At 71.8% G+C, this 22,690-nt stretch carries 18 protein-coding genes; 11 read left to right on the top strand and 7 right to left on the bottom strand.

Annotation, left to right across the window (positions count from 1 at the left end; genetic code table 11):
- The first annotated feature begins 260 nt into the window (after positions 1-260).
- Both BLW57_RS15610 and hutH read left to right on the top strand, forming a co-directional pair.
- A complete protein-coding gene (locus tag BLW57_RS15610; RefSeq protein ID WP_093475196.1) occupies positions 261-1,403 on the top strand; it encodes a GGDEF domain-containing protein in 1,143 nt (380 codons plus the stop codon).
- 88 nt (positions 1,404-1,491) lie between these two features.
- The gene (gene hutH, locus BLW57_RS15605; RefSeq protein ID WP_093475194.1) at positions 1,492-3,030 is read left to right on the top strand and encodes a histidine ammonia-lyase; all 1,539 of its coding nucleotides are present in this window, start codon (positions 1,492-1,494) and stop codon (positions 3,028-3,030) included.
- Positions 3,031-3,088: 58 nt separating this feature from the next.
- Here the strand turns inward: hutH and BLW57_RS15600 are convergent, their stop codons facing one another.
- Entirely contained in the window at positions 3,089-3,874 is a 786-nt protein-coding gene (locus BLW57_RS15600) for a hypothetical protein (protein ID WP_256339491.1), read from the bottom strand.
- A 42-nt stretch (positions 3,875-3,916) separates the two neighbouring features.
- A complete protein-coding gene (locus BLW57_RS15595; protein WP_093475191.1) occupies positions 3,917-4,264 on the bottom strand; it encodes a hypothetical protein in 348 nt (115 codons plus the stop codon).
- Positions 4,265-4,373: 109 nt separating this feature from the next.
- Here BLW57_RS15595 and BLW57_RS15590 point away from each other — a divergent pair, with 109 nt between their 5' ends.
- The 5 genes from BLW57_RS15590 to BLW57_RS15565 all read left to right on the top strand — a co-directional run bounded on the left by BLW57_RS15590 (position 4,374) and on the right by BLW57_RS15565 (position 12,093).
- Positions 4,374-4,715: a hypothetical protein gene (locus tag BLW57_RS15590; protein ID WP_093475189.1), complete on the top strand. Its 342-nt coding sequence runs from the start codon at positions 4,374-4,376 to the stop codon at positions 4,713-4,715.
- 217 nt (positions 4,716-4,932) lie between these two features.
- On the top strand, positions 4,933-6,180 hold the full coding sequence (locus tag BLW57_RS15585; RefSeq protein ID WP_256339490.1) for a L,D-transpeptidase: 1,248 nt from the start codon (positions 4,933-4,935) through the stop codon (positions 6,178-6,180).
- 157 nt (positions 6,181-6,337) lie between these two features.
- The gene (locus BLW57_RS15580) at positions 6,338-7,810 is read left to right on the top strand and encodes an ABC transporter permease (protein WP_093475187.1); all 1,473 of its coding nucleotides are present in this window, start codon (positions 6,338-6,340) and stop codon (positions 7,808-7,810) included.
- Between the two features lie 42 nt (positions 7,811-7,852).
- Positions 7,853-8,536, top strand: a complete 684-nt coding sequence (locus BLW57_RS15575; RefSeq protein ID WP_093475185.1) for an ABC transporter ATP-binding protein — start codon at positions 7,853-7,855, stop codon at positions 8,534-8,536.
- Positions 8,537-8,853: 317 nt separating this feature from the next.
- Positions 8,854-12,093 (top strand): S8 family peptidase, encoded by a 3,240-nt coding sequence (locus BLW57_RS15565; RefSeq protein ID WP_093475181.1) that lies wholly within the window; start codon positions 8,854-8,856, stop codon positions 12,091-12,093.
- Positions 12,094-12,179: 86 nt separating this feature from the next.
- On the opposite strand, the gene BLW57_RS15560 is transcribed toward BLW57_RS15565, so the two are convergent.
- Complete coding sequence (locus BLW57_RS15560) at positions 12,180-13,088, bottom strand: helix-turn-helix domain-containing protein (RefSeq protein ID WP_093475179.1); 909 nt, start codon at positions 13,086-13,088, stop codon at positions 12,180-12,182.
- A 167-nt stretch (positions 13,089-13,255) separates the two neighbouring features.
- Here BLW57_RS15560 and BLW57_RS15550 point away from each other — a divergent pair, with 167 nt between their 5' ends.
- Positions 13,256-14,299, top strand: coding sequence for an NAD(P)-dependent alcohol dehydrogenase (locus BLW57_RS15550; RefSeq protein ID WP_093475177.1), 1,044 nt, complete (start codon positions 13,256-13,258; stop codon positions 14,297-14,299).
- A gap of 127 nt (positions 14,300-14,426) precedes the next feature.
- On the opposite strand, the gene BLW57_RS15545 is transcribed toward BLW57_RS15550, so the two are convergent.
- Positions 14,427-15,155, bottom strand: a complete 729-nt coding sequence (locus tag BLW57_RS15545; protein ID WP_093475175.1) for a type 1 glutamine amidotransferase family protein — start codon at positions 15,153-15,155, stop codon at positions 14,427-14,429.
- Positions 15,156-15,369: 214 nt separating this feature from the next.
- Between BLW57_RS15545 and BLW57_RS15540 the strand changes: the two genes are divergently transcribed.
- Positions 15,370-16,998, top strand: a complete 1,629-nt coding sequence (locus tag BLW57_RS15540; RefSeq protein ID WP_093475173.1) for a phosphodiester glycosidase family protein — start codon at positions 15,370-15,372, stop codon at positions 16,996-16,998.
- Positions 16,999-17,010: 12 nt separating this feature from the next.
- Here BLW57_RS15540 and BLW57_RS15535 read toward each other — a convergent pair whose 3' ends face one another.
- Positions 17,011-17,982: a 2-hydroxyacid dehydrogenase gene (locus BLW57_RS15535; RefSeq protein ID WP_093475172.1), complete on the bottom strand. Its 972-nt coding sequence runs from the start codon at positions 17,980-17,982 to the stop codon at positions 17,011-17,013.
- 175 nt (positions 17,983-18,157) lie between these two features.
- Here BLW57_RS15535 and BLW57_RS15530 point away from each other — a divergent pair, with 175 nt between their 5' ends.
- The gene (locus BLW57_RS15530; RefSeq protein ID WP_306822947.1) at positions 18,158-18,682 is read left to right on the top strand and encodes a gluconokinase; all 525 of its coding nucleotides are present in this window, start codon (positions 18,158-18,160) and stop codon (positions 18,680-18,682) included.
- Positions 18,683-18,729: 47 nt separating this feature from the next.
- Positions 18,730-19,527: a carbon-nitrogen family hydrolase gene (locus BLW57_RS15525; protein ID WP_093475171.1), complete on the top strand. Its 798-nt coding sequence runs from the start codon at positions 18,730-18,732 to the stop codon at positions 19,525-19,527.
- Between the two features lie 27 nt (positions 19,528-19,554).
- Here the strand turns inward: BLW57_RS15525 and BLW57_RS15520 are convergent, their stop codons facing one another.
- Both BLW57_RS15520 and BLW57_RS15515 read right to left on the bottom strand, forming a co-directional pair.
- A complete protein-coding gene (locus BLW57_RS15520) occupies positions 19,555-21,990 on the bottom strand; it encodes a SpoIIE family protein phosphatase (protein WP_093475170.1) in 2,436 nt (811 codons plus the stop codon).
- Positions 21,991-22,192: 202 nt separating this feature from the next.
- Positions 22,193-22,621, bottom strand: coding sequence for an organic hydroperoxide resistance protein (locus BLW57_RS15515; protein ID WP_093475168.1), 429 nt, complete (start codon positions 22,619-22,621; stop codon positions 22,193-22,195).
- Positions 22,622-22,690 lie beyond the last annotated feature (69 nt).

The raw sequence follows: 22,690 nt of genomic DNA, 5'->3' as shown, positions 1-22,690 counted from the left end.
GCCGCTTCCCTGCGCGTGCTCGCGTGCCCGCGTGCCCGCGTGACCGGGCAGCGGGGGAACCGTATGACCGGGGCGCCCGCCCGCCCCGGCGGCCCGTGACCGACTGCCCGCGGTCGTGTGGTCGCCGGCGGTCGTGGTCGGCGCGTGCGGATACCCCCGCTCGGTCGTCCTCATGCGGCTGCCCGGGGAAAACGGCCGTCGGTCCACCTGATCGCCGCACCAGCATCCCGAATCGGCCCATTCCTCCCTAACCTGGAGTAATGGGTGAGGACAAGCGGCTCGCCGCCGTCGTGACGCTGGCCCAGGGGATGGCGGCGGCGCACACCCCGAGGGAGTCGTGGCAGGCCGCCGCCCTCGGCGCCTGCCGGGCGCTGGACGGCAGCTTCGCCGCACTGTCGGTGTGGGAGCGGCAGCTCGGACGGCTGCGGGTCCTCGTCAACGTGGGGGTGCGCCGTCCGGACGAGGAGGAGTTTCCGGAGGTCGAGGCCTATCCGGTGCACCAGTTCCCGGAGATCACCGAGTTCCTGCACGAGCGGTGGGCCGGCGGCCGGGGCCCCAACGCCTGGGTGGAGACGGCCGAGGGGACGGCCGCCGGCACCCCCGGCTACTTCCACCAGCGGGTCGCCGCCCTGCGCCGCAGGGGCCGCGGCTGCTGCGTGGTCGCCCCCGTCGTGCTGCACGGCAGGGCCTGGGGCGAGCTGTACGTGGCCCGCCCGGTCGGCGCGCCCGTGTTCGCGCCCGCCGACGCCGAGTTCGCGACCGTACTGGCCGCGGTCGTCGCCGCCGGGCTCGCGCAGACCGAGCGGCTCGAGGAGGCCCGCCGGCTCGCGTTCACCGACTCCCTCACCGGGCTCGCCAACCGCCGTGCCGTGGACGTGCACCTGGAGGAGGCCGTGGAGCGGCACCGGACGGAGGGGGTGACCGTCAGCCTCGTCGTCTGCGACCTCAACGGGCTGAAGCGGGTCAACGACACCCTCGGGCACGCCGTCGGCGACCGTCTGCTGGAGCGCTTCGGCTCGATCCTCTCGCTGTGCGGGGCGATGGTGCCGGGCGCGCTGGCCGCGCGGCTCGGCGGGGACGAGTTCTGCCTGCTCGCGGTCGGCCCGCCCGCCGACGACATGGTGAAGGCGGCGGACGAGCTGTGCCGCCGGGCCGGGGACCTGGAGCCGGGCGAGGGGGTCGCGTGCGGTGTCGCCTCGACCGAGGACCCGATCGGTCCGGTGCACGACGCCCGGCGGCTGTTCCGGCTCGCGGACGCGGCGCAGTACCGGGCGAAGGCCGTGCGCGCGGACCGGCCGGTGGTGGCCGGCCGCGAGGGCCCGGACGATCCCGTGGTACGACTGGCCGACGAACCCCCGCCCTCGCACGCCGAGCGGCGCCGGTTCCGCGGGCGCCGGCCGTGAGGCGAAGCCCACACCGAACGGTAAGGGTCACCCCCCTACTCCACTAGTGACATCGCCGCATTCAATGCGTACGCTCCTGAATATGGATATGCACACTGTGGTGGTGGGGACGTCCGGTGTCACGGCGTCCGACGTTCTCGCCGTGGCGCGCGGCGGTGCCCGCATCGAGCTGTCGGCGGAGGCGGTGGCGGCCCTCGCGGCGGCCCGGGAGATCGTGGACGCCCTGGCGGCCAAGCCGGAGCCGGTCTACGGCGTCTCCACCGGCTTCGGAGCCCTGGCGACCCGGCACATCAGCCAGGAACTGCGCGCCCAGCTGCAGCGCAACATCGTCCGCTCGCACGCCGCCGGCATGGGGCCGCGGGTGGAGCGCGAGGTCGTACGCGCCCTGATGTTCCTCCGGCTCAAGACCGTCTGCTCCGGCCACACCGGCGTCCGGCCCGAGGTCGCGCAGACCATGGCCGACGTGCTGAACGCCGGGATCACCCCGGTCGTCCACGAGTACGGCTCCCTCGGCTGCTCCGGCGACCTGGCCCCGCTGTCCCACTGCGCCCTCACGCTCATGGGCGAGGGCGACGCCGAGGGCCCCGACGGCGTCGTACGGCCCGCCGGCGAGCTGCTCGCCGAGCACGGCATCCAGCCCGTCGAGCTGCGCGAGAAGGAGGGCCTGGCCCTCCTCAACGGCACCGACGGCATGCTCGGCATGCTGATCATGGCCCTCGCCGACCTGGACATGCTGTACAAGTCCGCCGACGTCACCGCCGCCCTCAGCATGGAGGCGCTGCTCGGCACGGACAGGGTGCTCGCCCCCGAGCTGCACGCCATCCGCCCGCACCCCGGCCAGGGCGCCTCCGCCGCCAACATGCTGGCCGTGCTCGAGGGCTCCGGCCTCACCGGACACCACCAGGACGACGCGCCGCGCGTCCAGGACGCCTACTCGGTGCGCTGCGCCCCGCAGGTCGCCGGCGCCGGACGGGACACCCTGGCCTACGCCCGGCTGGTCGCCGAGCGCGAGCTCGCTTCCGCCGTCGACAACCCCGTCGTGCTGCCCGACGGACGTGTGGAGTCCAACGGCAACTTCCACGGCGCCCCCGTGGCCTACGTCCTGGACTTCGTCGCCATCGCCGCCGCCGACCTCGGCTCCATCGCCGAGCGCCGCACCGACCGGCTGCTCGACAAGAACCGCAGCCACGGACTGCCGCCGTTCCTCGCGGACGACGCCGGCGTCGACTCCGGCCTGATGATCGCCCAGTACACGCAGGCCGCGCTGGTCAGCGAGATGAAGCGGCTCGCCGTACCGGCCTCCGCGGACTCCATCCCGTCCTCCGCCATGCAGGAGGACCACGTGTCCATGGGCTGGTCGGCCGCGCGCAAGCTGCGCACCGCCGTCGGCAACCTGGCCCGGATCATCGCCGTCGAGCTGTACGCGGCCACCCGCGCCATCGAGCTGCGCGAGGGCCTCACCCCGGCGCCCGCCTCGCAGGCCGCCATCGCGGCCGTCCGGGCCGCCGGTGTCGAGGGCCCCGGCCCCGACCGTTTCCTGGCGCCCGACCTGGCCGCGGCCGACGCGTTCGTGCGCGGCGGCGGGCTCGTGGCGGCCGTGGAGACGGTCACCGGACCGCTCCGGTAGGACCGCGGAACGAGTGAGGGGCCCCGCCGTCCGGCGGGGCCCCTCTTCCGTCAGGGCGTCACTTCAGCTTGGCCGACTGCGCCTTGACGACCTCGGGCGACACCGAGTACGCCTTCTTGGCCATCATCGCGCCGATGTTCACCGTGTAGTACGAGGCCAGGGTGTTCCCGTGCCGGACGACCTCGCCGTAGACGGGCGCCGAGTCCCCGTCCATCTCGCTGATCGCCTCGAACGCCACCGACTCGTCGCCCGCGGCCGCGGCCTTGGACTCCGCGACCTCGGTGAACTTCATCCCGGTGCCCGACTGCTTGCCGGCGAAGCCGCCCGCGCAGGCCCGCACCGCGGCGGAGACCGACTCGAGGGCCTTCGCGGCGCCGTCCCCGTCGTACGAGGACAGGTTGACCGTGGTGACGTCCAGGTCCATGGACTTCTTGATGGCGTCCTCGAACTTGCCGTCGGCCATGTCGTCCAGTGACGTCGCGTCGTCCGTGGGGTCCTTCTTCCGTTCCTGCGTGGCGAGGCGGTCGGTCTGCGCCGCAGCCTCGGCCGGCGGGAGCCCGGACAGCACGCGCGCCAGCGGACGGCACTCGGCGCTGTCCGTGGTGATCGGCTTCGCGCGGGTGGCCGGCACGGCCCCGACCTTGTAGCCGGGAACCTCGCCCCCGGCGACGATCAGCTTCTTCAACTCCGCGGTGCCCAAGGCCCTCGCGGCCGGCTTGCCGTCCGTACCGCCGGCGCCCCCGGCACCCTTCGACCCCTCGTCGGAACAGCCCGTGACAAGGGCGAGCGACAGTGCCCCCACAGCCGCCGTGGCGCACAGTCGCACGCCCGATGATCTCTTCATGCGCGCACTATGTGTGCACTGTCAAAGGTTCGTCAAGGGAGATTAAAAGCCCAGGCGTTCGCGGCGCACCGAATAGACGACGAAGCCGGCGCCCACGGAGAGGAAGAGGGTCCCGCCGACGACGTACGGCGTGGTGTCCGGGCTTCCCGTGTCGGCGAGTTCGGTGCCGTCCGCCGTCTCCTGGGTCTCCTGCCCGCTGCCGGTACTCGCGGCGGAGACCGCCCTGGCCTGCTGGGTGACCGGGATCGCGGCATAGTCCGTGACGGACTGCGTCGTCGCCCCTCTCGCCGAGGAGTCCTGCGACGCGTTCGCGGACGGGACGAACCACAGCGCGCAGAGCAGGGTGCCCGCGGCGGTGGCGGTCAGCAGCGGACGGCGAGCGGATGACACGGAATATCGATCCCCTTGTGACGCTGGTGAATTGGCCGGGTGGGGCGATGTTAGTGAAAGTCGCGGGTCACGGGAAAGTCACAGGAGGTTTCGGTCGTACGCTCGCGGCATGAGCGCTGAAGAGACATCACGTTTTGTACGGCTTCGCGTGGATCTGGTCCTCGAGGTGCAGGACGAGGACGAGATCTCCAAGGCCGCACTGCGCAGGCTGGCCGCCGATCCGGAACTGCCGCCCGGGGAACGGGCCCAGGCCGAGAGCGCTGTGACGGAAGACACCGCGGAGGCCCTCGCCTACCTCGTGGACCCGTTCGACCTGGTCAGTGAAGTGCCTGGAGTGGAACTCCAGCAGGCCTCGTGGTCCTGCGAACGGATCGAGTTCGACCCTGACTCGTCGGACTGGGACCCGGACGGGGATGATGGGGAGGACGACGACGAGGACGGCATCGGCTGAACGTCCCGGGGCACCCGTGACCCCGGACGGCAACCGCCGTCCGGGGTTCTGTCGTCTCAGGGGGCGCACGGACGGCTTCCGCACCACCCCGCCGCGGCGGACGTGGTGCGTCACACACGCGCGATCCGCGTGAAAGGGGACGAAGCGTCCGTACGCTTGAGGGTTCTCACGGGGGCTCGGGGTTTTTGCGGTTTCGGCAACGATGGAGAAGCGTGTGATGACGGACAGTAAGCGGCGCAAGGGCCTGACGGTCGCGTCCGCACTGCTCGGTGGTGTGCTCGTGCTCACGGGCTGTTCCGGCGGCGGTGATGCCAAGGCGTCCGACGGCGGTGACACCTCGCAGGCGAAGGCCGACGAGGCGGCGGCCAAGAAGTCGTCCGAGGCTCAGATCACGATCACGCCCAAGGACGGCTCGAACAACGCCTCCATCAACAACTCGGCCGGCGTCAAGGTTGCCAAGGGCACCCTCACCGATGTGTCCATGACCACCGAGGACGGCAAGCCCGTCTCCGGCGCGCTGTCCGCCGACAGGAAGAGCTGGAAGCCGAGCGTCCAGCTGCAGCGCTCGACCACCTACAAGCTGGCCGCGGAGGCCAAGGACTCCGAGGGCCGCGTCGCGCACGAGAACGCGTCCTTCACCACGGTCTCGCCCGCCAACAGCTTCATAGGCAACTTCACGCCGGACAACGGGACCACCGTCGGCGTGGGCATGCCGGTGTCGATCAACTTCGACAAGGCCATCACCAACAAGGCCGCCGTCCAGAAGGGCGTCACGGTCTCCTCCAGCAGCGGTCAGGAGGTCGTGGGGCACTGGTTCAACGCCAACCGCCTCGACTTCCGTCCGGAGACCTACTGGAAGGAGAACTCCACCGTCACGCTGAAGCTCGACCTCGACGGCGTCCAGGGTGCGAACGGCGTCTACGGCGTGCAGCAGAAGACGGTCACCTTCCACATAGGCCGCAACCAGGTGTCCTACGTCGACGCGCAGACCAAGCAGATGAAGGTCACGCAGGACGGAAAGGTCGTCAAGACCATCCCGATCTCCGCCGGTTCGCCGGAGAACAAGACGTACGCGGGCATCATGGTGATGTCCGAGAAGTTCAAGCAGACGCGCATGAACGGCGCGACCGTGGGCTTCACCGACGACGACGGCAAGGGCGAGTACGACATCAAGGACGTGCCGCACGCCATCCGGCTGACCAACTCCGGCACCTTCCTGCACGGCAACTACTGGGGCGCGAAGTCCATCTTCGGCAGCGTCAACACCAGCCACGGCTGCGTCGGCCTGTCCGACACCAAGGGCGCGAAGGACTCCAGCACGCCCGCCGCGTGGGTCTACGACCACTCCCTGATCGGTGACGTGGTGGTCATCCGGCACACCGGCGACAAGACCGTCTCCCCGGACAACGGCCTCAACGGCTGGAACATGGACTGGGCGCAGTGGAAGGCCGGTTCGGCGGTCTGACACCGCCCCCCTCCACATCCGCCGATGCCGCCCCCAGGGGCGGCATCGGTGTTTCCGGGCCCGATCACAGCCCCGCCGGGGCCGCGGGCGCAGCCTTCTCATGCTTCTTTTATGCGGGCCTTATGGTGTCATCACGGGCCGTCCCTAGCTTTCGGCCATGTTCTTCACCTACCTGAGGCGCGAACTGCGCCGCCGCAGAAAGGCGGCCCTCGTCGTCGCCTCCGGGCTCGCGCTGGGCATCGCCCTGGTCATCGTGGTCAACTCCGTGTCCAACGGCATGGGGAAGGCCCAGGACAAGGTTCTCCAGTCGCTGTACGGCCTGGGTACGGACATGACGGTCACCAAGGCGGCGACGCCGACGGCCGGCGGCTCGCAGCGCCCGCGGTTCCAGTTCGACGCGCGGAACGACGGCGACGAGGACTCGAAGCAGAGCAGCGACCGGGTCGTGGTCCAGGGCTTCACCACGCTGGCCTCCTCGACGGTCGCCGAGGTGGCCGGGCAGAAGGGCGTGTCGAGCGCGGTGGGCGGGCTGAGCCTCAACGTCGTGAAGGTCAGCGGCCAGTTCACCCGCGGCCAGTTCCAGCAGAACGGCGACGGCGGTGACCGGCAGGGCGGTCCCGGGGGCGCCGGCGGACAGCCGCAGGGTGAAGTGCGCGGCGGCGGGGCCGACTTCGACATCAACCAGTACACGGTCTTCGGCACGGACGTCACCAGGACCGCCCTCGGCCCGCTGACCTCCTCGAAGATCAGCAGCGGCCGTACCTTCACGTCCGGCGAGACGAACGCCAAGGTGGCCGTGGCCGACTCGGCGTACGCCAAGGAGAAGAAGTACAAGGTCGGTTCCACGGTCACCGTCAAGGGCACCGAGTTCAAGGTGATCGGCATCGCCACCGCGACGAGCGGCGACTCGGCGGCCAACATCTACATACCGCTCCAGCGGGCGCAGACCCTCGCGGGCCAGAAGAACAAGGTCACCACGATCTACGTCAAGGCGGCCGACTCGCAGCAGATCGACACGGTCAAGGGCGCCATCCAGAAGAACGTCTCGGGCACGACGGTCACCACTTCCTCCGACCTCGCCAAGACCGTCTCCGGCTCCCTCTCCACCGCCTCGTCACTGGCCACCAAGGTCGGCAAGTGGCTGTCCGTCGCGGTGCTCGTGGCCGCGTTCCTGGTCGCGGGCCTGCTCACCTCCTCGGCGGTCTCCCGACGGGTGCGTGAGTTCGGCACCCTCAAGGCCCTCGGCTGGAAGTCGGGCCGGGTGACCCGGCAGGTGGTCGGCGAGGCCGTCGTCAACGGCCTGGTCGGCGGCGCCCTCGGCATCGCGCTCGGCCTCGCGGGCGCCTACGCCGTCACGGCCGTCAGCCCCACGCTCCAGGCCCAGCTGGGTGGCGGCACGGGCGGCGGGAGTGGTGGCGGCTTCGGCGACCCCGGTGGCGGCGGTGGCTTCGGCGGGCCGGGCCGTCAGGCGGCGAAGACCCTGGAGGTGGCTCTCACCGCACCGGTGAGCCTGACGACGATCGTCCTCGCGGTGGGCCTCGCGGTGGCGGGCGGACTCGTCGCCGGCGCGTTCGGCGGGTGGCGGGCCTCGCGGCTCCGTCCGGCGGACGCGCTGCGGCGGGTCGAGTAACCGGCGAGACGCCCCACCCCCGAACCCTCACCAGGAGCCACCATGTACGAACTCACGAACGTGACCAAGCGCTACACGCGCGGCAAGGCCACCGTCCACGCCCTCGACGGCATCGACCTCACCATCGGCGACGGCGACCGGCTCGTCATCCAGGGCCCCACCGGCGGCGGCAAGTCCACCCTGCTGCAGATGCTCGGCGGCCTGGACCGCCCCACCTCCGGTGAGGTCGTGCTGGACGGGACGGACCTGTCCAAGCTCTCCGAGGCCCGCCTGACGAGGGTCCGCAGCGAGAACATCGGCTTCGTCTTCCAGTCCTTCAACCTCATCCCGACGCTGACCGCCCAGGAGAACGTCGAGACGGCCCTCGTACCCCTCGGCATCAAGGTCAAGGAACGCCGCGAACTCGCCGCCGAGGCACTGCGGTCCGTCGGTCTCGGTGAACGCCTCTCCCATCTCCCCGGCGAGATGTCCGGCGGTCAGCAGCAACGGGTCGCCATCGCCCGGGCCGTGGTCAAGAAGCCCAAGGTGCTGCTCGCCGACGAGCCGACCGGCAACCTCGACGAGGGCATGCGGGACGAGATCATGGACGTCCTCGAACGCCTGTGGACGGAGCACGGGTTGACCTTCGTCATGGTCACCCACGACTCCGCGATCGCGAAGAAGGCCCCGCGCCTGGCCACCCTGCGCAAGGGAAGGATCACGGTGAGGGAGAACGCCGGCGCGTGACGGCGTACGACACGGTTCCTCTATAACACCGCACACCCGTCCGGGACTTCGCGATTGTGTAACGGAGTCCTGGCCACCGCGTAACAGTTTCCGGTCGCGCTTTCTCACCGTCCTCTCATCTATTGAGCGGCGTGATCACCCCCCGGCATACTTCGGTCACCGGGGGGTGACGTGCATACGTACGAAACTTCCCCCGGCCGGGTGAACGGGGAATTCACCCGGAACCACCTCTCCAGGGGGAGAACTTGCGCAGACAAGTGAAAAGAGCTGCTGCTGCCACCGTGGCCACGGCCGCAGCCGTCGCCCTCGCAGCGGGAATGACCAGCCCGGCGTCGGCGAAGCCCGCACACGTCCCGGCCGCTGCCTCCGCACTCACCGCCAAGCACCACGTCACCCTCATCACCGGTGACCGCATCGCCCTCGACGCCAAGGGCCGTGTCGTCGGCCTGGAGCGGGCCGCGGGACGCGAGCACATACCCTTCCAGGTTCGCAGGGCCGACGGACACACCCTCGTCATCCCCGCCGACGCGGCCCGTCTGGTCGCCTCCGGCAAGCTGGACCAGCGACTGTTCGACGTCACCGAACTGAACAAGGCCGCCACCCGCAAGGCCCAGAAGAACGGCCTGAAGGTCATCGTCGGCTACAGCGGCGCCGCCGCGGCCGCCAAGGCCGACGTCCGGGACGCCGGCCACGTGCGCCGCAGCCTGAAGGCGCTCAACGCGGACGCCGTGCAGGCCCCGGTCAAGGACACCGCCGACCTCTGGGACGCGGTCACCAACGGCAACAGGACCGCCTCCGGCATCGCGCACGTGTGGCTCGACGGCGTCCGCAAGGCGTCCCTCGACAAGTCCGTGCCGCAGATCGGCGCACCGACCGCCTGGAAGGCCGGCTACACCGGCAAGGGCGTGAAGGTCGCCGTCCTCGACACGGGCGTGGACACCCGTCACCCGGACCTCAAGGACCAGGTGATCGAGTCCAAGAACTTCACCCCGGCCGCCGACGCCACCGACCACTTCGGGCACGGCACGCACGTCGCCTCCATCGTGGCGGGCACCGGCGCCAAGTCGGGCGGCAAGTACAAGGGTGTCGCCCCCGACGCCAAGATCCTCAACGGCAAGGTCCTGGACGACACCGGCTCCGGTGACGACTCCGGCATCCTCGCAGGCATGGAGTGGGCCGTCTCGCAGGGCGCCTCCGTCATCAACCTGAGCCTCGGCGGCTACGACACCCCCGAGATCGACCCGCTTGAGGCCGAGGTCAACAAGCTCTCCGCCGAGAAGGGCGTCCTGTTCGCGATCGCCGCGGGCAACGACGGCCCCCAGTCGATCGGTTCGCCGGGCAGCGCGGACGCCGCGCTCACCGTCGGCGCCGTCGACAAGAAGGACAAGCTGGCGGACTTCTCCTCCACCGGCCCGCGCACCGGCGACGGCGCCATCAAGCCGGACGTCACCGCGCCCGGCGTGGACATCACCGCCGCCGCGGCCAAGGGCAGCGTCATCGACGAGGAGGTCGGTGAGAAGCCCGAGGGCTACCTGACCATCTCCGGCACCTCGATGGCCACCCCGCACGTCGCGGGCGCCGCCGCGATCCTGAAGCAGCAGCACCCCGACTGGAGCTACGCCGAGCTGAAGGGCGCGCTGACCGGCTCCGCCAAGGGCGGCAAGTACACGCCGTTCCAGCAGGGTTCGGGCCGCATCGCCGTCGACAAGGCCATCAAGCAGTCGGTCGTCGCCGACCCGGTCTCGGTCGGCTTCGGTGTGCAGCAGTGGCCGCACACCGACGACAAGCCGGTCACCAAGAAGCTGACCTACCGCAACCTCGGCGACAAGGACGTCACACTCAAGCTGACCTCCACCGCCAGCGATCCCAAGGGCGCCACCGCCCCGTCGGGCTTCTTCAAGCTGGCCGCCACCAGTGTGACCGTCCCGGCGCACGGCAAGGCCTCGGTCGGCTTCACGGCCAACACCAAGCTCGGCGGCACCGTCGACGGCGCCTACTCCGCGTACGTCACGGCGACCGGCGGCGGCCAGACCGTCCGCACCGCGGCCGCGGTCCAGCGCGAGGTGGAGTCCTACGACGTCACGCTGAAGTTCATCGGCCGTGACGGCAAGCCCGCCCCGTACTACGACGCCGACCTCAGCGGCGTGGCCGGCCTGGCGAACGGCCAGTGGCTGAACCCGTACGACCCGTCCGGCACGGTGAAGGTGCGCGCGCCGAAGGGCACGTACATCCTCAACACCGCCACCTATGTGGATCCGCAGGACGGAACCAAGGGCATCGACTGGATCGCCCAGCCCAAGCTGACCGTCTCCAAGAAGCAGACGATCACGATCGACGCGCGCAAGGCCAAGCCGGTGGACATCACCGTCCCCGCCTCGGGCGCCAAGTCCGTGTTCGCCTCGCCCGCCTACGACGTCACCCTCGGCAACGGCTCCTACGGCTACGGCTGGTTCCTCGACTCGTACAAGAACTTCCGCACCGCCCACCTCGGCGGCTCGCTGCCCGCCGGTTCGCTCTCCCAGCAGTGGGACGGCCACTGGACGAAGGGCGCGAGCGAGGAGTACGACGTCACCTCCGGCGGACAGGTCAAGCAGCTCGCCACCGGCTTTACCAAGCACTACAAGGCGAGCGAGCTCGCCACGGTCAAGGCCCGGCTCGGTGCCGCCGCGAGCGGCAAGACCGGCTCGATCAGCGCCGTCGGCTGGCTGCCCGACAGCTCCGGTGCGTCCTCCATCGGCATCGCCCAGAAGCTGCCCGGCACCCGCACCCTGCACCTGTCCGCCAAGGGCGGCGTGACCTGGCAGCTGGAGTTCGAGCAGGACGGCGGCATCGACCCGGACGGCTTCCCGCTCTCCGACTCCTCCTACACCCTCGGCCAGTTCACCTTCAAGGCCGGCCAGACCTACACGAAGACGGTCAACACCGCGGTCTTCGGCCCGCACGTCTCGAAGAACTTCGGTCTGTACCGCGACGGCAACGACATCTTCGGTTCGCTGCCGCTGTTCGCCGACTCGGGCAAGCACGCCGGCGCCTCGGCGTTCACCTCGGTGAACACCACCCTGTACCGCAACGGCACCAAGGTCGGCTCCAACGACGACCCGCTGTTCGGCGACAAGACCTTCAAGGTCCCCGCCGGTGACGCGGCCTACAAGCTGACCACCACGGTCAAGCGCTCGGCCAAGGTCTCGGAGGCGTCCTCCCGGATCGACGCGACCTGGACCTTCCGCTCCAAGAAGCCGTCGTCCGACTTCGTCCAGCTCCCCGCCTCCGCCCTGCACTTCGGCGCGAGCACCGGACTGGACAGCCGGGTCGCCGCGGGCAAGAAGGTCACCTTCCCGGTCACCGTCGAGGGTTCGGCCGCGGGCGGCAACCTGAAGTCCCTCGCCGTCTACGTCTCCTACGACGGCAAGAACTGGACGAAGACCGACGTCCGCAGCGGCAAGATCACCGTCAAGAACCCCGCGAAGGGCAAGTCCGTCTCCTTCCGCGCCAAGATCACCGACAAGAAGGGCAACACGTCGCTGATCACGATCCACGACGCCTACTTCGGCAAGTAGGCGGGCCGCGGCGGCCGGAAGGCCGTAGCGCCTCATGACGAGGGGCACACCCGGGAGCGATCCCGCGGTGTGCCCCTCCTCGCGTGTCAGCCCGCCGCCGCCCGAGCCGCGTCCGCGCCCCAGCTCGCCAGCAGACGCAGGGACTCGGCGGAGCCGGAGCCCGGTTCCGCGTGGTACGTCACCAGGGACTGGTCCGTGTCGTCCGGCAGCCGGAACGACTCGAAGTTCAGGGAGAGCTCGCCCACCAGCGGATGGCGCAGCCGCTTGACCCCGTGGCTCTTCTCCTTGACGTCATGGGTGGCCCACAGCAGGCGGAACTCCTCGCTCTTCACCGAGAGCTCGCCGACCAGCGCCGACAGCCGCGGATCGTCCGGGTAGCAGCCCGCGTTCATCCGCAGCCCGCAGACGACGTCGATCGCCTTCTGCTCCCAGTCGACGAACAGCTCCCGGTACTCGGGACGCAGGAACACCAGACGCGCCCAGTTGCGCTCGGCCGCCGGGAGCTCCGCCCAGTCACCGAACAGGGCCGCCGCCATCCGGTTCCAGGCGAGGATCTCCGACCGGCGGCCCACGATGTACGCCGGTACGCCGTCCATCGTGTCCAGCAGCCGGCACAGCGCCGCGCGCACCTGCTGCTGCCGCGCCGCCGGCTTCTTCTTGTGCGACTTCGGCTTGGCCAGGTGGGTGAGGTGGGCGTGCTCGGCGTCGGTCAGCCGCAGGGCGCGCGCGATGGAGTCCAGCACCTCCGCCGAGACGTTCCGTCCGTTGCCCTGCTCCAGGCGCGTGTAGTACGCCACCGACACCCCGGCCAGCTGCGCCAGCTCCTCGCGGCGCAGCCCCGGCACCCGGCGGTGCCGTCCGAAGTCGGGCAGTCCCACGTCCTCCGGCTTCAGCCGGGCCCGCCTGCTGCGCAGGAACTCGCTCAGCTCTGCCCGCCGGTCCAGAGGCCGGCCGGCGGCGGCCGCCGTCCGCGGCTGTTCGTCCCTGCGTTCCATACGTCCAGTATTCACGGTCGTACGCACAGGAACCTGACCCCGTCAGTGGTAGGCACAGCGGTCGTACGCAAAGCTGTGGACTGGGTGGGCCCGGGGACCTGAGGCAGGCTGGAGCGGTGCCGGCGGAAGCCGGCCCGGTACGAAACCCCTGCTAGGAGAGTTCCGGCATGACCACTGTTGCTGCGTACGCCGCGCCCGCCCCGAAGGCCCCGCTGGAGCGCACCACCATCGAACGGCGCGCGGTCGGCGACCACGACGTCCTGATCGACATCAAGTTCTCCGGCATCTGCCACTCCGACATCCACCAGGCCCAGGACGGCTGGCGTCCCGGCACCTTCCCGATGGTCCCCGGCCACGAGATCGCCGGTGTGGTCTCCGAGGTCGGCCCCGGTGTCACGCGGTACGCCGTCGGTGACCGGGTGGGCGTCGGCTGCATGGTCGACTCCTGCCGCGAGTGCGACAACTGCCGCGCCGGCCTGGAGCAGTACTGCCTGGGCGGCGGCCCCACCTGGACGTACAACGACACCGGCAAGGACGGCGAGCCCACCTACGGCGGCTACTCGCAGAAGATCGTCGTCGACGAGAACTACGTCGTCCGCATCCCCGAAGGACTGTCGCTGGACGTGGCCGCGCCGCTGCTGTGCGCGGGCATCACCACGTACTCCCCGCTGAAGCACTGGAACGCCGGCCACGGCAAGAAGGTCGCCGTCGTCGGCCTGGGCGGTCTCGGGCACATGGGCGTCAAGATCGCGCACGCGCTGGGCGCCGAGGTCACCGTGCTCTCGCAGTCCCTGCGCAAGAAGGACGACGGCCTCCGACTGGGCGCCGATCACTACTACGCCACCGGCGACCCGGACACCTTCGAGGAGCTGGCGGGCACCTTCGACATCATCCTCAACACCGTCTCGGCCCCGCTCGACTTCGCCGCGTACCTGTCCCTGCTGCGCACGGACGGCACCATGGTGAACGTCGGCCTCCCGGAGGAGCCGGTGCAGATCGTCCTGCAGTCCCTGCTCGGCCACCGCCGCAGCATCAGCACCTCCGGCATCGGCGGCATCGCCGAGACCCAGGAGATGCTGGATTTCTGCGCCGAGCACGGCCTGGGCGCGGAGATCGAGCTGATCGGCGCCGGGGAGATCAACGAGGCGTACGAGCGGGTGGCGGCGAGCGACGTCCGGTACCGGTTCGTGATCGACGCCGCGACGATCTGACTCCGTCGGTCGGGCGGAGGCCACGGTGCGGGACCGTTCCGTGGGGCGCGGGTCACGTTCCCGGGTGCGGGGGCGTGGGGGCTTTTCGCGCAGTTCCCCGCGCCCCTTCGGGGTGCTTCGGTGCTGCCTAGGCGACGGGGAAGCCGTCCCCGGCGCGGTGGGACCGGACCAGGGCGTCGCCGTCGGGGGTGGGGCGGACGACGTGGACGCGGCCGGTGCCCGAGACGCGGGCCTCGCCGGCCGTCACCGTGAGCAGGGTGTTCTCGTCCACGGCGACGCCGTACGGCACCTCGCCCCGCCCGACCGCGGCGACCAGCCGCGCGAGCGTCCCCCACTGGGCCGCGTGGACGTCCACCGCGAACGGCACCAGCCCGAGCCCCGCGCGCACCTCGACCTCGGCCAGGTCCTCCCCTGTCTCCTCCGGGCACACCGGCACCCCGTCCACCAGCCACCCGCCGACCACGGCCCGTCGGGCGGCTAGTGCGGCGCCCGCGGAGAACCCGGCGTACGGCACACCCCGCGCGGCGAGCAGCTCCGGCAGCCGCTCCAGGCAGCCCGCCAGAGCGTCCTGATAGGCGGGCGTGAGCCCCCCGCACACCAGCAGCCCGTCGATCCCGGCGAGGGCGGCCTCCGGCTCGAAGCGCCCGCCGAGTGGCACGAGCAGCGGCACGGGCGTGCACGGCCCCGCCGCGCGCAGCGCCGTCGCCCAGCGCTCGAACTGCGCGGCGCCGTCCCCCTCGTCGAGGACCAGGCAGCCGACCCGCGGCGGCCCGTCACCCCCGGCGGCCCGCAGGAACGGCGCGTACACCTCGGCGCGGTCCCAGCCACCGCCGATCAGAAACGTAACGCTGCTCACCTCGTGTCCTCCCCTTCCGCATGACGCGAGGGGCGAATGTACGGGATCGGGACGATCCCGTCGCCCGAATTGAACGCGGGTTGTTTCCCGCTCCCTTCCCTGCTCTTCACGTGATAGAGCGTCAGGCGTCGTGGCCGTTGTCTCAACTGGGGCGTGTACGCGGCCGTGAGGCTCCGCCCCGCCGGCCGTCACCGTTCCGAGCCGTGAGGAAGCCATGAGCCACAGTGCCCTCGGCAGACGCCCGCGAGCCACCACCCGTGCGCGTGCGGGCCTCGGCGTCGCTGCCGTTCTCTCCGTCGTCGGTCCCTTCCTGGCCCCGGCCACGGCGCAGGCCGGGGCCGGCGAGTCCGCCGCACCCCGGGCCGTCACACACTGGTCCGCCCGGACGACCGCGCCCGGTGTGCAGGTGCGCACGGCGACCGTCCGGCACGCCGACGCGGTGCACACCTGGACGGTCGCCGTCCAGTCCCCGGCCGTCAGCCGGCTGACGGGCGCCGCGACCTGGGCCGAGGTCGGCACCCGCGGCTGGGCCGACGCCACGGCACGGAAGCTGCGCGCGGCGGGATTCGAGCCGCGGGTGGAGAACGTCCAGTGGCCCCGCTACGCGGACACACCGCACGGGACGATGGGCTACCGGGTGCGCGTCGGGTCGTACGGCACCCAGGCCGCCGCGCGGACCACCGCGACGGCGGTCACCTCGGCCGGCTTCCACACCTCCGTCACCTGGACCGGGTACGACGTCCAGGAACCGGCCGACCGGGAGAACGTCCACGTCGCGGTGATCGACCCGCGTGTCTTCGAGGGCACCGTCGTGGGCACCCACGACGGCAGGGTCGCGCAGCGCGAGACGACGTCGTCGGTCGCCGCCCGGCTGAACTCGCTGGTCGCGGTCAACGGCGGCTTCTTCGTGATCTCGGACGCCGACGGCGTGCCCGGCACCATCTCCGGACTGGGCGCCTACGACGGCCGGCTGGAGTCGCTGGCGGCCGGTTCACGTGCCGCGCTGATCCTCGGCGACGGCGGCCGGCAGGCCCGGGTGGCCGATCTGACGACCACCGTCACCGCCCGGGCGGGGAAGTCCTCGTACCGCGTCCAGGGCGTCAACCGGCTGCCGGGAACCCTGCGGGACTGCGGCCGTCCGGGCGCCGCACCCAGCCACCTGCCCTGGCAGGACGTCACCTGCCGGATGACCGACGACCTGGTCGAGTTCACCCCCGCGTTCGGCACCGAGCTGCCCACCGGGCCCGGTGCCCAGGCCGTGCTCGACGGGTCCGGCCGGGTGGTGTCGACCGGTGCGCGCGGCGGCCGGGTACCGGCGGGCGGGCGGGTCCTGCAAGGCATCGGGGACGCCGGCGGCTGGCTGGCGGCCGAGGCCCGGCCCGGCACCCGTGTCCGCGTCGACGAGGTCGTCCGCGACACCGACGGCCGGCGCGTCCGGCTCGACGGCGGCGACTCGATCGTCAGCGCCGCCCCCACCCTGGTGCGGGACGGCCGCATCGACATCGACGCGGCCGCCGAGGGCGTCGTCGACCCGCGCGACCTGTCCTTCGGCTACGCCTGGGCCAACGTCCGTCAGCCGCGCACCATGGCGGGCGTCGACGGGAGGGGCCGGCTGATCCTGGCCACGGTCGACGGCCGGCAGACCGACGGCAGCGAGGGCTTCACGCTGTACGAGGCCGCCGCTTTCATGCGCTCGCTCGGCGCCGTGCAGGCACTGAACCTGGACGGCGGCGGCTCCACCACGATGGCCGTGGACGGCACCCTCGCCAACCACCCCTCGGACGCGGCCGGCGAACGCGCCGTCGGCGACACGATCCAGGTCCTTCCCGCCCCGGGCGACTGACGGGCACACCGCTCACCGGCCGGTGCCCGTGCCGTGCCCCTGCGCCACCACCACGTTGGCCAGGGGCTCTCCGGCCGTGTACCGGGCGAGCTGGGCGCGGACCAGGGCCAGCGCACGGGGCCGGTACGCGGAGGTGGTGGCGGCCGCGTGCGGGCTGATCAGGGTGTGCGGAGTCGTCCACAGGGGATGCTCCGGCGGCAGCGGCTCGGGGTCCGTCACATCGAGCGCCGCGCTCAACCGCCCCGTGCGCAGGGCGCCGACCAGCGCGGTGGTGTCCACCACCGCGCCACGGGCCACGTTGACCAGGAGGGCACCGTCCTTCATGCGCGCCAGGAACCGGGCGTCGACCAGCCCCCGGGTCGTGTCCGTGAGCGGCACGGTCAGCACCACCACGTCGGCCCGCGGGAGGAGGGACGGCAGCGCGTCCATGGAGTGCACCGGCCCCTGGGGCAGCTCCCGGGCGGTACCGGCCACGCGCAGCACGTCGACTTCGAACGCCGCCAGACGGGCCTCGACGGCGGAGCCGATGGAGCCGTGGCCGATGAGCAGAACCGTGCGGTCGGCCAGCGCGGGGCGGAAGCCGGAGGTCCAGCGGCCCGCGTCCTGGGAGCGGACGAAGTCGGGGATCCCCCGCAGCGAGGCGAGCGTCAGCGCCACCGCGTGCTCGGCCGTGCTCGCCGAGTGGACACCCGCGGCGTTGCACAGCGTGACCCCGGCGGGCAGGTGGGGCAGCACGTCGTCGACGCCCGCGCTCAGGGACTGCAGGACGCGCAGGTGCGGCAGGGCCGGCAGCAGGGGGAGCGCGGCGCCGGTGAACGTGTACGGCATGACGAAGAACTCGACCGCGGCCAGGTCCCGGCCGGCGGGGGCCCCGCCGGTGCCGTCCCACACCAGCGTGGGCCAGGCCGGGGGGAGACCGCCCAGGTCGGCGGGCGTGAACGGCAGCAGGAGCCGCGCGTGGTCCGGGGTTCCGGCGGAAGTCATGGGTGGTGCTTCCGGTCCCGCGTTCGGCCGTGCTCCCGGCAGCGCTTCCGGCCGGCAGGAGTGACCGGTGCGACCGGGGGGCTCCCCGGGAAGGGTCGGCTCATACGGCACGTCCTGCGGCGACGGGCGATAGTGGACATGGACCAGTCTTCCACCGTCCCCTCAGGGAGGCCCGTTGACCAGGGCCGACGGTACACGCCTGGTGATCGTGATGGGCGTGTCGGCGTCCGGCAAGTCCACGGTCGGAGCGTGGCTCGCGCAACGGCTCGCCGTGCCGTACGTGGACGGTGACGACCTGCACCCGGCGGCGAACCGCGCCAAGATGGCGGCCGGGCACCCGCTCGACGAAGCCGATCGTGAGCCCTGGCTGGCCGCCTTCACCGAGTGGATCCGGACGACGGCCGCCGGGGGGCGCGGGGGTGTCGCCACGTGTTCCGCGCTCAGACGCGCGTACCGGGACCGGTTCCGGCGTACGGGGGCGGACCTGTGGTTCATCCACCTCGCGCTGGACCGGGCGGTCGCCGCGGAACGGATCGCCCGCCGCCGGGGACACTTCATGCCACCGCAGTTGCTCGACTCGCAGTACGCGATCCTCGAACCGCTCCAGGCCGACGAGCCGGGCGTCACCGTCGACGCGTCCGGGGGCCGCGAGGAGGTCCTGGCGGAGGTGCTGCGTGCGGTGCCACCGCCGGGCGGGTAGCCCCGCTCCCCGCGCCGTCGCGCGCGTTCGTCCAGGAGGTGACAGGCATGCGTGCTTCGCTGATCCAGCTGTCCGTGGGCGCGTCGGACTCCGCCGGGGAACGCCGGCTCAGGGCGGCTTCGCTGGTGCGCTGCCGGGCGGGCGACGACCTCGTGGTCCTGCCGGAGCTGTGGGCGGCCGGCGCCTGGTCGTACGACCGCTGGGAGCGCGATGCCGAAGGGGCCGACGGCCCCACGGCCGAGGCCATGTCGGCCGCGGCGCGTCGGGCCGGGGTGTGGCTCCACGCCGGATCGATCGTCGAACGGGACGGCGACGGGGCCCTGTACAACACCGCGCTGCTCTTCGACCGGGCCGGCGAACTGCGTGGCCGCTATCGCAAGATCCACCGGTACGGCTTCGACACCGGCGAGGCGACCCTGATGGGCGGCGGCGACGACATCGTCACCGTTCCCACCGGGTTCGGCGTGACCGGTCTCGCCATCTGCTACGACCTCCGCTTCCCCGAACTCTTCCGCGGGCTGCTCGACGCGGGCGCCGAGCTGGTCGTGGTGCCCGCCGCCTGGCCCGCCGCCCGCCTCGGCCACTGGCAACTCCTCACCCGTACCCGGGCCCTGGAGGAACAGGTCTTCCTCCTGGCCTGCTGCGCGACGGGCACCCACGGCGACACGCGGCAGGCCGGACACGGCATGGTCATCGACCCGTGGGGGACCGTCCTGGGCGAGGCCGGCACCGCCGAGGAGACGGTGACCGTGGACCTCGACACGGCGGAGGTCTCCCGAATCCGCTCCGAACTCCCCGTCCTGCGCGACCGCCTCCTCGCCATCGAGGCACCCGTGCGCCGCTGAACCCGCGCCGGCGGACCGTACGGACCGTCAGACGGCCGGCAGCGGCTGCTCCGTCCAGACCGTCTTGCCGTCGTGCGTGTAGCGGGTGCCCCAGCGTTCCGTGAGCTGGGCGACCAGGAAGAGGCCGCGCCCGCCCTCGTCCGTGCTGAGGGCCCGGCGCAGGTGCGGGGACGTGTGGCTGGTGTCGGACACCTCGCAGATCAGGGTGTCCGTGCGGATGAGGCGCAGGGTGACCGGGCCGGCCGCGTACCGGTAGGTGTTGGTGACCAGTTCGCTCGCGACCAGCTCGGTGGTGAAGGCCAGTTCGGACAGCCCCCATTCGTCGAGCTTCGCCGTGGTCAGCTCCCGGGCGCGGGCGGCCGAGGTGGCCTCCAGCGGCAGCTCCCACGAGGCGACGTTCTGCGGCCGCAGCACCCGGGTACGGGCGATGAGCAGCGCGACGTCGTCGGTCGGGAGATGGCCCTTGGGCAGCAGCGCCTCGACCACGGCGTGGCAGGTGTGCTCCAGGGATTCCGTGGTCGCGGCGAGACAGGTGCGCAGGTGGTCCAGCGCGGTGTCCACGTCGCCGACGCCCGCCTCCAGGAGGCCGTCGGTGTAGAGGGTGAGCAGGCTGCCCTCGGGCAGGTCCAGGTCGTACGTCTCGAAGGGCAGGCCGCCCAGGCCCAGCGGCGGCCCCGCGGGCAGGTCCAGCACGGTCACCTCGCCGTCCGGGGTGGACACGACCGGCGCCGGGTGACCGGCCCGCGCCAGGGAACAGCGCTGGGAGACGGGATCGTAGACGGCGTAGAGGCAGGTGGCCCCGAGCACCTGCTCGATCGCCGACGGGTTGTCGTCGGCGTTCGCCTCCAGTTCGCCTGCCAGCAGACTGACCAGATCGTCCAGCCGCGCCACCACCTCGTCCGGCTCCAGGTCGAGGCTGGCCAGGGTGCGCGCGGCGGCGCGCAGCCGGCCCATCGAGGCCGCGGCGTGGATTCCGTGACCGACCACGTCTCCGACGACCAGGGCCACGCGGGCCCCCGACAACGGGATCACGTCGAACCAGTCGCCCCCCAGGCCCGGTTCACCGCTCGCCGGGAGGTAGCGGCAGGCCACCTCCACGGCCGGCAGATCGGACAGGGCGCTCGGCAGCAGACTGCGCTGGAGGGTCAGGGCGGTGTTCTGCTGCTGGGTGAAGCGGCGCGCGTTGTCGATGCAGACGGCCGCGCGCGAGGAGAGTTCCTGGGCCACCGCCGCGTCGCCGTCCTCGAACGGCTCCGAATTGCGCGACCGCCACAGGCTCACCACCCCCAGGACGATGCCGCGCGCGATCAGGGGCACCGCGATCAGCGAATGGACACCGAGCCCCAGGGCGAGTTCGATCCGCCGCCGGTCCATGGCGTACCACTCGGGACGGAGGGACAGCAGTCCTTCGAGGATCGGGCGACGCTCGGCCAGGCACCGTGCCTGCGCGGATTCCGGCAGCAGCGGCACCACGTCGCCCTCCCGGTACGGGATGCGGTGTTCCGTCGGTGAGAGGGCGGTCCGCAGCAGGGGGCCCGTCGCGTTGGGACTGGGTTCGTCCCCCAGCGTCACGGGTTTGAGCAGGTCCACCGAGCAGTAGTCGGCCAGACCCTCGACGGCCACGTCGGCCAGTTCCCGGGCGGTCTGCCGCACGTCGAGGGAGGTGCCGATCAGGGCACTCGCCTCGTTCAGCATGGCGAGCCTGCGCTGGGCCCGGTGGCGGTCGGTGACGTCCTCGATGGTCTCGGCGACGCCGAGCACCCGGCCCGAGGGGTCCTCCATCCGGAACGCCGAGACGGACACGATCCGTTCCCGGCCCGGCTCGTGGCGTGCCCGGGCGGACTGCTCCGTGAAGATCAGCGGTTCGCCGGTCTCCAGGACGTGCCGGACCCGTTCGTCCGCCGGACCCGCGTCCTCGTCGACCATGAACTCGCGGGGCCGGTGGCCCACCGGCAACTCGGCCGGGACCCCGCTCGCCTTCTCGACCGCCCGGTTGACCCGGATGACCCGCCTGTCGGGGTCGTAGGTGACCAGTCCGATCGGGGACCGGCGGTACAGCCCGTCCAGCAGTGCGCGGTCCCGCTGCCAGGCGATGACCTCCGCGGCGGGAGCGCCGACCAGGATCCATTCCTGACCGCCGCCCTCCCGGGTGACCGTACGGGCCCGGAAACCCATCTCCAGCCGGCGTCCGTCACGGTGCCGTACGGGCACGACACCGAACCATCCCCCCGCCTTCACTGCGTCCACGACGGCGGACCGCGCGACCGGCAGATCACGGCTGTCGACCAGCAGGTCTCGCCACGGCCGGCCGATCACTTCCTTGGCCGGGTAGCCGAGCAGGTCCTGGGCACGGGCGCTCCAGCCGACCACGGTGCCCCGATCGTCGAGCACGGCCGACGCGCCACGCCCCAGGGCGAACGGATCCTCGGGACTCTCGCTGAAATGGATCGACGGCGTCCCCATAGCCACCACCTTGCCTCCGCCTCCGATGTTCCTCCCCGTGGGCCACGTCCGCGACTCTCCCTGACGTGACCTGCGGGCCGGAGCCGGCCGCCGGGCGGACCGGCCGTCACCGGGGCCCGCAGCCGCGCGGCGGAGTCCCGGGCTCCCGCGCCGACGAGGGCGCGGGAGCCCCCGCTCCCCTCTGCCGGGGAGCGGGGCCGCGTCACAGCCGCGTGCCGTTGACCACCATGGCCACGTCGATGTTGCCGCGCGTGGCATCGGAGTACGGGCAGACCTGGTCAGCCGTCCTGGCCAGGTCGAACGCCTGCTCGCCGGTGACCGAGGGGAGCGAGATCCGCAGCTCGACGCGGAGCTTGAAGCGGCCGCCGTCGATCGGGATCAGCGAGACCGACGAGTCGATCTCCGCGTCGTGAGCCTTGAGCTCGGCACGCTGCCCGATCAGGGCGAGCGTCGCACCGAAACAGGCGGCGTACCCGATCGCGAAGAGCTGCTCGGGGTTCGCGCCCTCACCGTCCCCGCCCAGCTCCTTCGGCTGCCGCAGGTCCAGATCCAGCCGTCCGTCGGTCGTGCGGCCGCGGCCGTTCCTGCCTCCGGCGACGTGCGCCTGCGCCGTGTAGAGCGCCTTGGACATCCTGAACTCCTTTGGTAATTACCGTAATCTGAACCTTCCACTTAAAAAATGAGAAGTCAACGGTTAGGT

Origin of the sequence: Streptomyces sp. 1222.5 (assembly GCF_900105245.1) — a bacterium.
Taxonomy (GTDB): domain Bacteria; phylum Actinomycetota; class Actinomycetes; order Streptomycetales; family Streptomycetaceae; genus Streptomyces; species Streptomyces albidocamelliae.
Note: the sequence above shows the minus strand (reverse complement) of the source record. Positions and strands in the feature narration are given on the sequence as shown.